The organism is Streptomyces sp. RLB3-17 (assembly GCF_007113425.2).
GTDB lineage: Bacteria > Actinomycetota > Actinomycetes > Streptomycetales > Streptomycetaceae > Streptomyces > Streptomyces mirabilis_D.
In genome coordinates, this window is sequence record NZ_CP041610.2 from 66,256 (window position 1) to 80,852 (window position 14,597).

At 68.0% G+C, this 14,597-nt stretch carries 16 protein-coding genes and 1 pseudogene; 11 read left to right on the forward strand and 6 right to left on the reverse strand.

Annotated features, from left to right (window positions below):
* Window positions 1-324: 324 nt before the first annotated feature.
* The 5 genes from FNV62_RS00325 to FNV62_RS00345 all read left to right on the forward strand — a co-directional run bounded on the left by FNV62_RS00325 (window position 325) and on the right by FNV62_RS00345 (window position 3,589).
* Entirely contained in the window at window positions 325-957 is a 633-nt protein-coding gene (locus tag FNV62_RS00325; RefSeq protein ID WP_225900059.1) for a DUF2461 family protein, read from the forward strand.
* A gap of 67 nt (window positions 958-1,024) precedes the next feature.
* On the forward strand, window positions 1,025-1,408 hold the full coding sequence (locus FNV62_RS57820) for a helicase associated domain-containing protein (protein WP_382211712.1): 384 nt from the start codon (window positions 1,025-1,027) through the stop codon (window positions 1,406-1,408).
* Between the two features lie 367 nt (window positions 1,409-1,775).
* Window positions 1,776-2,036 (forward strand): hypothetical protein, encoded by a 261-nt coding sequence (locus tag FNV62_RS00335; protein ID WP_143599493.1) that lies wholly within the window; start codon window positions 1,776-1,778, stop codon window positions 2,034-2,036.
* 133 nt (window positions 2,037-2,169) lie between these two features.
* Window positions 2,170-3,237 (forward strand): IS630 family transposase, encoded by a 1,068-nt coding sequence (locus FNV62_RS00340; RefSeq protein WP_225900782.1) that lies wholly within the window; start codon window positions 2,170-2,172, stop codon window positions 3,235-3,237.
* 31 nt (window positions 3,238-3,268) lie between these two features.
* Window positions 3,269-3,589 (forward strand): MafI family immunity protein, encoded by a 321-nt coding sequence (locus FNV62_RS00345; protein WP_143599494.1) that lies wholly within the window; start codon window positions 3,269-3,271, stop codon window positions 3,587-3,589.
* 149 nt (window positions 3,590-3,738) lie between these two features.
* Here FNV62_RS00345 and FNV62_RS00350 read toward each other — a convergent pair whose 3' ends face one another.
* Together FNV62_RS00350 and FNV62_RS00355 are read right to left on the reverse strand one after the other, a co-directional pair.
* Window positions 3,739-5,004, reverse strand: a complete 1,266-nt coding sequence (locus FNV62_RS00350; RefSeq protein ID WP_143612542.1) for an IS701 family transposase — start codon at window positions 5,002-5,004, stop codon at window positions 3,739-3,741.
* 6 nt (window positions 5,005-5,010) lie between these two features.
* Window positions 5,011-5,634, reverse strand: a complete 624-nt coding sequence (locus FNV62_RS00355; protein ID WP_144079288.1) for a hypothetical protein — start codon at window positions 5,632-5,634, stop codon at window positions 5,011-5,013.
* Window positions 5,635-5,909: 275 nt separating this feature from the next.
* On the opposite strand from FNV62_RS00355, the gene FNV62_RS00360 reads away from it, so the two are divergent.
* The 3 genes from FNV62_RS00360 to FNV62_RS00370 all read left to right on the forward strand — a co-directional run bounded on the left by FNV62_RS00360 (window position 5,910) and on the right by FNV62_RS00370 (window position 9,205).
* Complete coding sequence (locus tag FNV62_RS00360; protein WP_143599496.1) at window positions 5,910-7,622, forward strand: ISL3 family transposase; 1,713 nt, start codon at window positions 5,910-5,912, stop codon at window positions 7,620-7,622.
* A complete protein-coding gene (locus FNV62_RS00365; RefSeq protein ID WP_143599497.1) occupies window positions 7,603-8,076 on the forward strand; it encodes a hypothetical protein in 474 nt (157 codons plus the stop codon). Before FNV62_RS00360 ends, FNV62_RS00365 begins: the two co-directional genes overlap by 20 nt.
* 217 nt (window positions 8,077-8,293) lie before the next feature.
* The gene (locus FNV62_RS00370) at window positions 8,294-9,205 is read left to right on the forward strand and encodes a hypothetical protein (protein ID WP_143599498.1); all 912 of its coding nucleotides are present in this window, start codon (window positions 8,294-8,296) and stop codon (window positions 9,203-9,205) included.
* Window positions 9,206-9,727: 522 nt separating this feature from the next.
* Here the strand turns inward: FNV62_RS00370 and FNV62_RS00375 are convergent.
* Both FNV62_RS00375 and FNV62_RS00380 read right to left on the reverse strand, forming a co-directional pair.
* On the reverse strand, window positions 9,728-10,399 hold the full coding sequence (locus FNV62_RS00375) for a hypothetical protein (RefSeq protein ID WP_143599499.1): 672 nt from the start codon (window positions 10,397-10,399) through the stop codon (window positions 9,728-9,730).
* Between the two features lie 246 nt (window positions 10,400-10,645).
* Window positions 10,646-10,900, reverse strand: a complete 255-nt coding sequence (locus tag FNV62_RS00380; RefSeq protein ID WP_143599500.1) for a hypothetical protein — start codon at window positions 10,898-10,900, stop codon at window positions 10,646-10,648.
* Between the two features lie 340 nt (window positions 10,901-11,240).
* On the opposite strand from FNV62_RS00380, the pseudogene FNV62_RS54415 reads away from it, so the two are divergent.
* Window positions 11,241-11,637, forward strand: a pseudogene (locus tag FNV62_RS54415) (transposase); the annotation flags it as partial.
* A 260-nt stretch (window positions 11,638-11,897) separates the two neighbouring features.
* Window positions 11,898-12,194, forward strand: coding sequence for a DUF6233 domain-containing protein (locus FNV62_RS00385; protein WP_181360823.1), 297 nt, complete (start codon window positions 11,898-11,900; stop codon window positions 12,192-12,194).
* Between the two features lie 190 nt (window positions 12,195-12,384).
* Here FNV62_RS00385 and FNV62_RS00390 read toward each other — a convergent pair whose 3' ends face one another.
* The gene (locus FNV62_RS00390) at window positions 12,385-13,104 is read right to left on the reverse strand and encodes a cation transporter (RefSeq protein WP_143599502.1); all 720 of its coding nucleotides are present in this window, start codon (window positions 13,102-13,104) and stop codon (window positions 12,385-12,387) included.
* On the reverse strand, window positions 13,104-13,439 hold the full coding sequence (locus tag FNV62_RS00395; RefSeq protein ID WP_143599503.1) for an ArsR/SmtB family transcription factor: 336 nt from the start codon (window positions 13,437-13,439) through the stop codon (window positions 13,104-13,106). The genes FNV62_RS00390 and FNV62_RS00395 overlap by 1 nt, the downstream gene beginning before the upstream one ends.
* 98 nt (window positions 13,440-13,537) lie before the next feature.
* Between FNV62_RS00395 and FNV62_RS00400 the strand changes: the two genes are divergently transcribed.
* A complete protein-coding gene (locus FNV62_RS00400) occupies window positions 13,538-14,212 on the forward strand; it encodes a class I SAM-dependent methyltransferase (RefSeq protein WP_143599504.1) in 675 nt (224 codons plus the stop codon).
* The last annotated feature ends 385 nt before the right edge of the window (window positions 14,213-14,597 follow it).

Genomic DNA, 14,597 nt, shown 5'->3' on the forward strand with positions numbered 1-14,597 from the left:
CGTCGATTCGGTCCGACCTAGGCGCCGCTGGCAGCGGCTGTAACCATGCGGTGGGCCAGGACTGTGAGATGCGACGGCGTGGCCCATTGCCGAGATAACCCGACAACACCCAGGTCATCGCAACGAAACGGGACACTCCGAATGCGAGCCTCACCAGTGTGGGATCTGAAGTTCGGCTGCGCAATCTCACCGCCCGCTTCATATCGACTGCACTCTCGACTGGCCGACGAACCCCGCCGCAGCACCTCCCAACTTGTCTGGGGTCACGGCTCCCTACCCGTCTCACTCTCCGCGCGCGGACCATGGGTGAGCTAACCTGCCCGCATGCGCGGACAGTTCACCGGCTGGCCGGAGCAGGCCATGGACGTGTTGTGGCAGCTCCAGGGCGAACCGACCCACGCGACCCGCGAGCGCTATCGCGCGGACCGCGAACGCCTGGTCCGGCAGCCGATGATTGCCCTGCTCAACGAGGTCGCGGACACCGACCCCCGATACGAGGACTTCTCCGTCTGGCACTACCGCACCGACTCCTGGTGGTGGCAGCACCAGAGCGCGGTGATCCGGCTCGGCCGCAAGATCGAGATCGGTCTGCGGTTCGCCCTGGACGGCCTGCGGGTCCAGGGTGCCTGGTGGTACCCCGATCCCGGCCAGGTGGACATGTTCCGCAAAGCCGTGGCCTCCGAGGGGAGCGGCCGCGAACTGGCCGCCATCGTCGAGGACGTGCGGAAGAAGGGCTACGACATCTCCGGGGACCTGATGAAACGCCCCCCACGCGGCTATCCGACGAACCACACCCGTACGAACCTACTGCGCCACCGTTCGCTGATAGCCGCCCGCCCCCTCGGCTGCGAGGAATGGCTGCACACCCCCGAGGCGGTCGACCGGGTCCTCTCGGCCGCCGCCGACCTGGACGCCCTGCTCATGTGGCTGGTCCGCCACGTGAAGCGCGCCGCCTGACATCACGAGGGCGCCGCGCGGACACAGTGAGCAGATCGCGGTCGACGGCGAGCCGGAGCCGGTGGCCGTGAAGCTGGGCGTATGGGTCTCGAACACCAAATCGAGGTGGGACAAGCTCACCCCCGAACAGCAGGCCGCACTCGCCGCCCTGGGCGTGCCCTGGGCAGCAGTGGCGGCCCCGTCCGACGGACCGGCACCGGTGGACGACGGTCCCGTCCAGGACGCGCCGCCGGACACGCAGGCGCAGGAGGACCACGACCAGGACGACACAATGGCGGAGGAAGACCGCGAGACCCAGGCAGCGCGGGGCAGGACGCGGATGCAGCGCATGAACGAACTGATGCGCAACCACACCAAGGCCGAACTGCTGCGCATGGCCTACGCGGGCGGCCTGCTGCCCTACAACTCCCCGAGAAATGGCGCAAGGACGAAATCGCCTCCGCCGTCGTAGACATCGAGTCCCGGGCCACCGACCGGCCCGCCCCGGCCCGCCCGCCGCAGTCACCGCGCATCCCGTTCCAGCGAAGCCACTGCCGCAGCGAGCCCACCATGACGAGTGCGAGAAGGAGTTGTACGAGGGCGGCACCTGCACCTGCGACCTCATCGAAAGCACGGACCGCCCTCCGAACGAGACGACTACTGACACGGCCCCTGACCGCTCCCTCCCCACCACACCGGACCCCGAGCCCTCTCTTCAGGCCCGGGGTCTCATGCTGTCGGCGCGGGACGGGCACAGCCGTACGAACCGCATGAGCCGCCGACCGCTCCGGCAACGTCACCGTCTCAGGTGGTCAGTCCTTGTCGCCGAGCCAGGCCAAGTGTTCGCTGAATCCTTCGTCGTCCGCAGTCCTGAGGCTGCGGACGTATGTGCAGACCAGGCACTGGCCGATGCCAACCCGTCCGAACGTATCGAGGGCTCGAACACAGAACGTTTCGAACCCGCAGACTGGGCAAAGGTCAAGATCATGCCCGTCCGGGTTGTGCTTCGGATGGTAGTCGTTCGGGTTTTCTACTCTTTCGGCTCGCTCGGCAGCTTCCTCGTCACCGATCAATTGGAGGAAGGCGACGGCCCGGGCTAGTGCTCTGACCGGGAAGGTTGGCCGGGGTGGTGGTTCCGGCGGTTGGATGTCCGGATACGTCCGTGCGACTGCTGGGGGTGCGGTGGCTGAGCCTGTCCGTGTGCGCAGGTTGACCGACTAGGAGGGGCAGAAGCTGCAGCAGATCGTGCGCCGGGGCAGTACCAGTTCGGTGCGCTACCGGCGCGCAATGATGCTGCTGGCCTCGGCCGGCGGGAACCGGGTCCCCGTGATCGCGAAGCTGGTGCAGGCCGATGAGGACACCGTCCGAGATGTGATCCACCGGTTCAACGAGATCGGCCTGGCCTGTCTGGACCCTCGATGGGCGGGAGGCCGTCCCCGCCTGCTCAAGCCTGACGACGAGGACTTCGTCGTCCAGACGGCCATCACCCGCCCGACCAAGCTCGGCCAGCCCTTCACCCGCTGGTCCATCCGCAAACTCGCCGCCTACCTGCGCAAAGTGCACGGTCGCGTCATCCGGATCGGACGCGAGGCGTTACGGTGCCTGCTCGCCCGCCGCGGCGTGACCTTCCAGCGGACCAAGACGTGGAAGGAGTCGCCCGACCCCGAGCGTGACGCCAAGCTGGACCGCATCGAGGAGGTGCTGGAGCGTTTCCCGGACCGTGTATTTGCGTTCGACGAGTTTGGGCCGCTCGGCATCCGGCCCACTGCCGGGTCGTGCTGGGCCGAGCAAGGCCGGCCCGAGCGGCATCCCGCGACCTACCATCGCACCCACGGGGTGCGCTACTTCCACGGCTGCTATTCGATCGGCGACGACACCCTGTGGGGCGTCAACCGCAGGAAGAAGGGCGCCGTCAACACCCTGGCCGCGCTGAAGTCGATCCGGACTGCCCGACCTGACGGCGCTCCGATCTACGTCATCCTGGACAACCTGTCCGCCCACAAAGGCGCCGACATCCGTCGCTGGGCAAAGAAGAACAAGGCCAAGCTGTGTTTCACCCCGACTTATGCGTCCTGGGCGAACCCGATCGAGGCCCACTTCGGACCGTTGCGGAAGTTCACTGTCGCCAACTCCAACCACCGCAACCACACCGCGCAGACGCGTGCCCTGCACGCCTATCTGCGCTGGCGGAACAAGAACGCCCGGCATCCCGACGTGCTGGCCGCCCAACGGCGTGAGCGCGCCCGCATCCGTAGTGAGAAGGGCATCCGCTGGGGCGGGCGACTGGCGAAAGCCGCGTGACCATGCGAACAGCACCGGCGACACTGACGCCATGACCGTTGATCGCGAGGCACTTCAGTCCAGCTGGAACCGGACCCGTGGCCACCTCGATGCCGCCCGGGTCCACCTGACGGGCCGGCCGAACATTTACCTCTCAGTGACGCTTGAGTTCCTGGAGCACAACGAGTTGGGACTCGCCTTCGACTGTCTCGTCGATCTCGGTGGCGACCTCGACCTGCCGCTTGCCTTCTGGCAGCACCTCGACCGAGCAGCCCGTGAGATGCGGCTCTACAGCGATGCGCTGCACACACCCCACCTCACGGCTGCCGACCTCTGCCGCCGCCACCTCGCAGCTGCCTCCGAGAAGGAATGACCCGCCAACCCGGCAAACCTTCCCGGTCAGAGCACTAGTAGGGCTTGGTCAGGTCTGTATTGGTGCTGGTATGTCGCGGTGGCAGGTCGGGCAGGCGCCGGTCCAGACCGCGAGCAGTGTCTGTAGCTCGCGGACGACCTGGTAGAGGCTCAGGCCGACGCCGTGTCTTTTGGGGCCCGGGCCAGTCGTTGCAGAGTGCAGAAGGCATGTGCGACAGAGACAAGGGTGACGTGGTGGTGCCAGCCGCCCCAGGTCCGGCCCTCGAAATGGGCCAGGCCCAGGGCCTGCTTCATCTCCCGGTAGTCGTGCTCGATGCGCCAGCGGAGCTTGGCGAGCCGGACCAGCGTGGTCAGGGGCATGCCGGAGGGCAGGTCGGACAGCCAGAACTGCACCGGCTCGGGCTCACCGGCAGGCCATTCGGCCAACAGCCAGCACTCCGGCAGCTCCGGGCCGTCAGTGGCCTGCCGAACCTCGCGTCCGGCAGGCCGGACCCGCAAGGCCACAAAGCGGGAGTACATCCGCTTGCGGCCGGAGCGGCCGGTGCCAGGCCGGGAGCCTTCACGCCACTGCACCGGCCGAGCTGCCTTCCGCCCCGCCGCGATGACCAACTCCTTCACCGACCGTGGCTTGTCGGGATACTTGGCCACCGGCGGGCGTCCGGTCCCGGAGTACGGCTCGGCCACCGGCACCGCGCCGGCGGGCTGAGCCGACAGCGTGGTGGAGATCCCCACCACGTAATTCAGGCCGCGGGCCTGCAGTCCGTGGCGGAACGCGGCAGCGTCGCCGTATCCGGCGTCCGCGACGGCCAGCGGCACCTCGATCCCCCACGAGCGGGTCTCGTCGAGCATGTCCAGGGCCAGCTGCCACTTCTCCACATGCCCGACATCGTCCGGGATGCCGCAGGCGGTGCGGCGGGCGATCTTGTCCGCATCGGCCTTCGGTGAGGCGGGATCCCAGGTCCGGGGCAGGAACAGCCGCCAGTTGACCGCCGCCGAGGCGGTCTCGGACGCGAGGTGGAGCGAGACGCCGACCTGGCAGTTGGTGACCTTGCCCGCGGTGCCGGTGTACTGCCGCGACACGCATGCCGAGGCAGTCCCGTCCTTGAGGAACCCGGTGTCGTCGAAGACCAGGGCTTCCGGCCCGATCACCTTCTCCATCCGCCAGGCGAGCTGGGCCCGGATATGTGCCGGGTCCCAGGGGCTGGTGGTGATGAAGTTGGCAAGCGCCTGACGATTGCCGTCCTCCCCGAGCCGGGCGGCCATCGGCTCGACCGACTTACGCTGCCCGTCGGTCAGCAGCCCCCGCAGATAAACCTGCCCCCACCGGCGCTGATCCTTGCGCGCGAACGGCTCGAACACCTCCGCCGCGAACGCCTCCAACTCACCACGCACCACAGCAATCTCGTCCGGAGTCACACACTCTCAACGCCACACCGGGCCGACAGGACACGCACCACCACAACCGACCTGACCAAGCCCTACTAGGGAGTGCCCATCTTCCTCACGCGCACTCTGCCAGGCGCGATCCTCATGCTGTTCGCTCATCACGCGCAGGCTCTCGTGGTCATCGAGCGCCAGCAGCGCCTCGATGTGCCGGCGTTTCAGTCCTCCGACACCGCGCGCATGGCGGGCCGGTTGGCTGGCGTCCAGAGCGTCATCGAGTACGCGCACGTCGATGCGCGTATCGAGGGGCGGCAGCTCAGCCCACTCGAAGAAGGTTGTTGCACTTTGCGGCACAGAGCGTTGTTCGTGCGGGTCAGGAATGACGAGGACACCGTCAGCGCTCACACTCAACTTGCCGTCGCTGGTCTTCCCTTCGAGCAGGCGCAGCAGTGCGCGGGCCGACAGCATGCGCCCCTTCGCGTCGGCTTCTTCCCCCGCCCACTCGTGGGCCACGATCGCGGCCAGTCCATTGGTCAGGGCCTGATCGAAAATGGCCTCACGGCCAGCCAGATTCGGGGCGAAGGGCTCGTCGGCATTCATGGCATCCACGCGGAAAACGTCATGCTCCCCAAGGGGTTCCCGCAGCGCCAAGGACAGCTCCACAGCGCACCTTCCGAACTCTTCAGCCCTCTGTCTCATGCCCCCATCGTCTCGCGGCGAGCCGCACCCCGGCCACGGAAATTCCCCTCCCGCCACCGCCGTGGGTGGCCTCGGTGTACCGATCCCCGGGCAACTCCCTTCACTCCGGTCCCCAACAGCAAGACCTACGACGACCCCGCACTTGATAAGGCTCTCTGAAATCGGGTCTGGGCGGAATTTCGTGACGGTCACGATCGTGTATTCGACGTCCCGTGTTTGACGGTGGGAATGTCCTGGTCATGGGGGATCTGTCGGCGTTGGAGGACGCACTGTTCCCGAACGCCGCGGGGATGGTGCTGGACCGGTTGACCGAGGTGGACGGGGTCGTTGTGGCCGAAGCCCATAGCGCCGTACTGGAGTTGAGATGCCCGAGCTGCGCGACTCCCTCGCGTCGGGTGCACAGCCGTTATGGGCGACGGCTCGCCGAGTATCCCGCCGGCGGGCGCCGGGTGGTGGTGAAGCTGGAGGTCCGGCGGTTCTTCTGCAACGCACCCGCTTGCGGGCGACGCACGTTCGTGGAGCAGGTCGAGGGTCTGACCACGCGTTATGCCCGTGCCGGGCCTAGCGTGAAGGCGTTGTGGCGGTCCGTTGCACTCGTGGCGGGCGGCCGTCCGGGCATGCGACTGTGCAACTCGCTGGCCGTGCCCACCGGCCGGGCCCGGCTGCTCGGCCAGCTGCACGCGCCCGAGGTTCCCGCCCGCAGTCCGCGGGTGCTGGGTGTCGACGACTTCGCCTTCCGCCGCTCGCGCACCTACGGGACCATCCTGGTCGACGTCGAGAGATCCACCCCGGTCGACCTCCTGGCCGACCGCACCAGCGAGGCGCTCGCCGCCTGGCTCACCGCACACCCTGGCGCCGAGATCGTCTGCCGGGACCGCGACAGCGGCTACAGCCGCGCGATCAAGGAGGCCGCACCGGACGCGACCGAGGTGGCCGATCGCTGGCACTTGCTTCAGAATCTGTCGGCGGCGGTCGAGAAGACCTGCCACCAGCACCGCGCCTGCCTGCACAAATACGCCCTGGACGACGTGGACGCACCCACCCCGGCGATCGCGCCACCCACGACGCTGTTGCCGCTGACGCCGCCGCTCGACAACATCCCCGCGACCCCGCTCATGCAACGGGTCAGCGAACGGTATGCGGAGATCCACCGGCTGCGGGAGGCGACGTGGACGATCAGCGCCATCGCCCGCCGGTTCGGACTGGACCGCAAGACCGTCCGCCGCTACCTGAGCAACGACCTTGACATGCTGATCGCCTCGGCCCGGGACCGCCGCCCCCGCCAGATCGACCCCTACCGTCCGTACATCCAGCAGCGTTTCACCGACGGCTGCACCAACGCGACCCAGATCTACCGGGAGATCCGCGAACACGGCTTCCGCGGCAACCACCAGGCCGTACGCCTCTACGTCCGCAGCCTGCGGGGCGGCACCGCAGCCACCGAAGCCTCCCGGCCGATCCCCAGCCCGCGCAAGATCACCTCCTGGATCATGCGCCCACGCGACACCCTCAGCGACGACGAGCAGTCCCAACTCGACGAGGCCCGCATCGCCTGCCCCGACATCGCCACCGCCTGCGACCTGGCCCGAGTCTTCACCGGCCTGGTTCGCGACCGCCGCGGCCACCTCCTGGCCGCCTGGATCCGCGAGGCCGAGACCAACGGGCCCGCTCCGGTACGGGGCTTCGCCGGATTCCTGCGCCAGGACTGGGATGCCGTCCTCGCGGGCATGACACTCGCCTACTGTTCCGGCGTCGTCGAAGGCCACGTCAACCGTTTAAGACGATCAAGCGGCAGATGTACGGCCGGGGATCATTCCGGCTCCTGCGCACCCGCGTCCTGCTGCGATCGTGACCGTTGTGGGCGCGTCGTCCATGCTCCAGCCGAGCGATCAATTCTGAGAGAGGGAACCGCGCGAGTGACATGCTGGGGCAATGCGGTTGATCGACAGTGACGGGCACGGCATTGAGCTGAGGGTGACGGACTACCAGTTCCCAGACGCTGCTCACATGGGGAAACGTCGGAGCTGGCTGATCGTCGAAGGTACTGCGAATTGCCCGCAGGGAGCGTGGACCTTCCGTTGGCAGGCTCTGACTCCAGAGGATGCGATCGCGTTGGCTAACTGGCTTCGCGACTTCGCTCGCTCGCCCGATGGTGGCCAACAGGCGGATGACAGCCTTGAGTTCATCGAGCCGAACTTGTCCTTCGCGGCTACCCGGGCCGATGCATATCAGATCGCTCTTCAGATCCGCTTGGACCTTGAGTTCTCGCCGCCCTGGCGGAAGCGGAATCGCGCAGGCGACCCGTTCACGGTCGTGTGCCGGATGACGCCCGAGGCCCTGCTGACAGCCTCGACTGAGTGGACCGCCGACATCACCCCCTACCCGCCATGGACCCCAGGGGAATAGAGCCAGCCTCCGTAACCATCACGAAATTCCGACCAGAACCCTGAAATCGACCAGGGCCGCTCGTCGCCTCAGCCGGTCCGATGCTCAACGGAGTGAGGAGCTTCGACGAGCACCGCGCCTGTCTTCGGCCAGGATCACCGGCTTGTGGAGTGTGCGGGTCATGTCGGACGGACAGAATGCCATCGGGGTCCCCGCAGCAGCCGTCTACGCTCTCGGCATGCAGCGCAGCGATGTCACGCGGGACGACGGCACGTGGGTGGGTCTGTCCCTGGACGTACAGGACCGCCACCAGCCGGGGCTGTGCGTGTTCACTGCCGGTGCGCAACTGCTGGTCTCCCAGATGTCGCAGCCTGTGCTGCTCGCCGTCGTCGATGAGCAACACGAGGGCGTGGACTTCTGGCGCACCGACGGGTACCGCTCCTTCGTCCCGCCCTTGCGTGCCGATGCGGGCCGCGCCCTGGCGGGCAGCCCGGAACGGTGGGCCCATCGCTTTGCGCAGTACCTCATCGACTCGCCGGGCAGCCCGTTGCACGAGGGCCGGTGGCTGCTCTCGTGCGAGAGTCCGCTCCGGCGCTGGCGCTACGCCGATGCCTCGCACGCCGAATACTGGAGTTCGATGCTCGTCGACGGCCATCCAAACGGCTACATCGACTGGTTCCTCCATGCTCATTCGTGGGAGGTCCTGTCGCTGCGGCCGATGCCCGATGCCGACGACAGCCGGGTCAAGGCGTACCGCAGGCAAGCCCGTGAGGGGACGCTCCCACCGGTCCTGTTGTGGTGGGTCAGTGGCCTGGACTGCCATCTGATCCTGGACGGTCACGCGCGGTTCGCCGCGGCAGTCGCCGAATCCGTCGAGCCTCCGCTGCACCGCACGGTCCCGCGCGATGACCTGGCCACGCGCACCGAGGAAGCCGTGGGCTTCTACGAGGACGAACTGGCACGCTTCGCCGGACTCCGCGCCATCCACGGCCCCGCCGTCCCGGACGGCGCTGCCACCGCCGGCCCACAACTCGTCCGCCTCCTTCACGACCTGAACACCGCGGAACAGCCGACCTGGGCCTGGCCCCTGCCCGGCGGGGAAAAGCAGTGGCGTCGCATCGCGCGCAGCCAGAACTGGCCCTGTACCTGACTCCTGCCGACCCCTCCTGCGAACCATGACATCCGGGCGTACCGCCGCACCGTCACGGGGCGCGCGCCGCGATGAGGGCCAACCTCCCCAGGCTCGAACTATCACGCGTACGCAGGCTGCCCTCAGCAGACGTCCGCGCCTGAGTTGGTCCGACCCGCCCCAGGACCCGGCTGGCTATTGGGGGCCACCTTTTGTGGCGCTCGTCCGTAGGTCAGGCGCTAGATGCCTGGGGAGATCCACTGAGCAGGTGTGGGGTCACCCCTGAGTAGGGGGTGGCCGTTTCCAAGGTTCAGGCAAGATTTTCGTGGAGCGTGACGGAGCGTCATCTACCTGGCATCGTCACCTAAGTGTGACGAGCTTCTGGGGCAGGCTCCTCGGCGGTGGTACGGGGAACGTGATGCGTCTGCGCCAATTGTGCACCTGAGGGTTGACAGCGCGGGCCAATGGCATAGCAGAGGCCCGCCCCATCGATCAGGGCGGGCCTTGCGCGTGCCGTTTGGGTCGCCGACGCGTAACGCCGCGTCAGCCGTTGGCGATCTTCTCCGCGTCCTTGTCCGCCTTCGTCAGCGCCGTCAGCGCATCCTTGGCGTCCTGCTGGGTCTTGGCGTTCGGAGCGTCCGGGCTCAGACCGTCCACGGAGTACTGGGTGATCGCCGCGTTCGCGTCCCCGTTGTCCGACCGCCACTGCTCGATTAGGTCGGTCGGCTCGTTGTCCGCGGTGAAGTACGCGTCCGCCTTGCTGAACGCTGTCTGCTTCATATCGAGGCCGACGATCGCCTTCTGGTACCAGGCCGTGAAGTCCGTGGTGCCGACGACGCTCTGCCCCTTGGCGAGGAAGGTACGGAAGTCGGCGTCCTCCTTCTTCAGGATCACGGCCGCCTGCTTGCGGGCCTGCGCAGTCGCCAGCTTGGACGAGGTACCGCCGGCGTTGGCCTTGGCCGTATTGGTGGGCTTAGCGGCTTTGGCTGTACTGCTCGGCTCGGCGGCCTTGCTGGGCTTGCTGACGGCGACAGCCTTGGCCGGCTTGGAGGCGGAGGCGGTGGCCGACGGCTTGGCGTCGCTGGAAGTGCTGGCCTTCTCGCCGCTGCCGCTAGGGGAGCCGGTGACGCCGAAGATGATGAACAGGATGAGGGCGCTGAGGCCCCAGATGCCCAGGATTTTGCCGATGCGGCGATTCTTCTTCGGCTGCGGCATGCCCGGCTCCGGGTCCTGCTGTGGTGCGGCCCATCCTGGCTGGTGTGGTTGCTGCTGGTTCACGTCGCCCCCCTGGTGGTGCTGTTTCTGTGACGCGTGAATGTAGCTGATGTAAGGGACACGTGAAGAGGGTGGGGGTAGTTGTGACACGCCCGGGGCGGAAGACGGATGCAACACGACGAAAGCCCGCTCCCGGACTCGGGGCGGGCCTTCGCCATGTGCGGCGTTCAGCGCTTGCGGTCCGACCTACCACCAGCCGTTGCGGGACCGCCAGATGGGTGTGCTCCGCCCGGTGGCCTTGCGGTGGGCGAGGATGCCGAGCATGTGGAACGGCTTGAGGCACCACCAGACCAGCCACGCCTCTGCGATGAGGCAGTAGCCGAGCAGCTTGAAGAGGGCTGCGAAGGCTCCGGGGCCGGAATTACGGCGTCGGCTGGTGAGCGGGATCGATCCGCCGATGGAGAACGGTCCGGGGAGCGGGATGGAAATCCGAAGACGCACAGGTATGACCTCTGTTAAGGCTGGGCGTGGAGTTGCTGCGGAGCATCTTCTCGTGCTCGGGCGGGCGATCGCGGTGGATTCGGGTGGATTGGTCAGGATGCGAGGGCCCGACCCCTGGGGCGGTGGCGAATCGGGTATCGGGCCCTCTGCTATGCGGTGGTGTCAGGCGGTCAGCCCTCCCAGCCGCGGGCCACGTCCAGGGCGCGGCGCAGGGCGGACGTGATCGGCAGCACCATCGAGACCTCGACCTGCTGCCCAGGGCCGTGGACCTCCGTGACCCCCACGACCACTCCGTCGGCGCCTGCAGCCACCAGGAGGGATCCGGCCACCAGGTCCGGTCGGTGAGGGCAGACGCCGTCCGCTCGCATTCCTGATCACACCTGGTCAGTGAGGTGATGCCCCGCAGCTCATCCCGATCATGGAACGCGTCCGTGTCGCTCGCCTCGGGGGCGGGCATCCCCGCACCCGCCCCGACCACCTCGGAGGCGACAAGGCATATTCATCTCGCCGTATTCGACGCTACCTGCGGCGACGCCAGATCACTTGCTGTCGCGGCGTTCGCGGTTGATCTGCTGATTTCTGGGCTCGGGGATCGTGTGCTTCGACGCAACGAAGTCGAGCGGACCATCAATCGGCTCAAGAACGCACGAGCAGTCGCTACCCGCTACGACAAAAGGGCCTACGTCTTCCACGGCACGGTCACTATAGGGAGGCCGGCCAACCGCCTTCGACGCTGAGATCTACAAACGTGCGGTGAACACGCTGCCGCACCGCTACGACCGAGGGGGTTTCGCAATCCCGTGACCGCACCCCCGGACTTTCACCCCACGAGTCCGGGCTCATGATGGCATCGAGGACGGCCATGGCCCGGGAGCGGTCGCGAACGATCGAGATCTCCGGCAACTGACGGATGAGTTCATGGACAGACACAGCTCCATCCAAGCTGATCCCACTGACAACGCGCCCACCGTCCGCTTGACACCGCGGATTCCACATAATGCGGGTGCAGCACGCCATATGGCTGCAGCGCATCGACACCAAGATCGCCGCCCTCCAGAAGCGGGAAGCCGAACAGGAACAAGGCCGGAAGAACCGGCCGCAGGAGCCGGACTGGATCGTCGAACTCGGCATCGGCAACGGACGCCCGCCCATCGAAGTGCACGTCGGCGGCTGCTACGCCGCGGGCAAACGACGACGCACCGTCCCGCGCGACGAAGCACGCCGCCTCCTCACCTCAGGCGTGCGCGCCTGCACCCACTGCACACCCGACGCCCAACTCCGCATCCTCGACTGACAGTGAGGATGGAACCGCGCGCCGAGGGAGCCACCGATCAGGCCACACGCCGAAGATGCTCAGCTCAGCGGCAGAAGGCGCGGTCACTACGGAGATCAGCAGCCCGGCGGACACCCCTGCGCACAGCAGCCACCAGTCCACCACTGCCCCCGCCCTGAGATCGTCGGGCGGTCGATCTGCAATGCGATGTTCACGAGCAGCAGGTGCAGCCGGGCTTGCAGCCGCACGCGTCCGTCTCCGCCGCGGCCACCCCGACAGCGGGCGGGGTGTGCCCGGTGGGTGCGCAGCAGCCCTTGCCCTGCCAGGCATCGCGGCCTTCCTTGACCGCGATCGCGGCGATGACCAGGGCGGCGATGGGGTCGGCCCAGGACCAGCCGAGGGTGGCGTTGAGGACCAGGCCCACCAGGAGGACGGCCGAGAGGTAGGTGCACAGCAGGGTCTGCTTGGAGTCGGCGACCGCGCTCGCGGAGCCCAGTTCGCGGCCTGCGTGACGTTGGGCGGCCGACAGGAACGGCATGACGGCCAGGGACAGGGCGGCGATGACGATTCCGGGGATGGACCGGTCGGCCTCGCCGGTACCCATCAGAGCCCGGACGGCGTCGACGCTCACGTAGGCGGTCAGGGCGAAGAAGGAGACGGAGATGATCCGGAGCGTGGTCATCTCCCGGGCGTCTCGCACCGCGTGGTCGCGGGCGGAGAACTGCCAGGCGACCGCGGCGGCGGAGGACACCTCGATGACCGAGTCGAGGCCGAAGCCGATCAGTGCGGTGGAGGAGGCGATCGTGCCGGCGGTGATCGCGACGACGGCCTCGATGACGTTGTAGGTGATCGTAGCGGCGACCAGCAGTCGTATGCGGCGGGTGAGCGCGTCGCGGCGGGCTGGGGACGGCCCGAGGGATATCGCGGCCATCAGCAGCAGTCCTTCGTGGCGGCGTCCGGGCAGGTCTTGTCGGACTCGACCGCGACCACAGCAGCGAGCAGGTGCTCCAGAGCGTGGCCCAGGCGTTCATCGGCGAGCTCGTAGCGGGTGCGTCGGCCGTCCGGCACGGTGACGACCAGGCCGCAGTCACGCAGGCACGCCAGGTGGTTGGACAGGCGGGTGCGGGAGACGCCGAGGGTCTCGGCGAGGTCGGACGGGTAGGCCGGATCCTTGCGCAAGGCGAGGAGGATCCGGCAGCGGATCGGGTCGGCGAGCGCGCGGCCGAAGCGGGCCAGCACGTCGATGTCGGAGGCAACGGTCAGCACCCCACGAGAGTACAGATAATCCTGAATTCATAGAAGCGTGGATAATGGTGGTCGGGTGTGTGGACCTACGATCAGCCCACTGACCAGCGTGGAGAGGGATGAAGAGCGTGACGGGCGACGGACAGGACCTGGCCGAGGTGCAGCGGGCGCACTGGCAGAGCACGTACGGCGCTCACCCGGGCATGTACGGCGAGGAGCCGTCCGCCCCCGCCGTTCACGCCGCCGCCGTCTTCCGGGCCACCGGTGCCCGCGACGTCCTCGAACTCGGCGCCGGCCACGGCCGCGACGCCCTGTACTTCGCCCGCAAGGGCTTCACCGTGCAGGCCACCGACTTCTCCGCGACCGGCCTGGAGCAGCTGCGCCGCGGCGCGCTCGCCCAGGGCATGGCCGGGCAGGTGACCACGGCGGTGCACGACGTCCGCAAGGCGCTGCCGCTGCCGGACGGCTCGGTCGACGCCGTGTTCGGGCACATGCTGCTGTGCATGGCCCTGTCCACGAAGGAGATCCGAGGGCTCGTCGGCGAGATCCGGCGTGTCCTGCGACCGGGCGGCACCTTCGTCTACACCGTCCGCCACACTGGCGACGCCCACTATGGGACCGGCACTGCCCACGGCGACGACATCTACGAACACGGCGGTTTCGCCGTCCACTTCTTCCCCCGTGCCCTCGTCGACGCCCTGGCCGACGGCTGGAGCCTGGAGGAGGTCCACGCCTTCGAGGAGGGCGACCTTCCTCGCCGCCTGTGGCGCGTCACCCAGACCCTGCCCCGGTGATGGCCGAGGTCAGGTGGCCTGGCCGAACAGCGGGACGCCGTCGGGAGCCAGATCGCTCCTGACCCGCACAAGGCGCACCGGGTGCCGCCAGCGTCCACCGGCGTCCAGGCAAACGTCGACAAGGTCCAGTCCGTGACGGGCCGCAGGCCGGCTGTCAGGGCCTGGCGGGCGGCCAGGTTCAGGACGGTGGTGCGGCCCGCGTACTGGAGACGGCCGCGGGCGTCGCGACGGCCAAGCAGAGCAGTGGCCGGGGCCGTCTGGTTGCCGGTGACCGCACCGATCACCGCCTCGGTAATGTGCAGACCTCCACGACAACCCCGAGCCCCACCAGCCTAGAAGCCCCCAGAGCGGGCCGCTTCCCGACGACGCCACCGCGCACCACAGC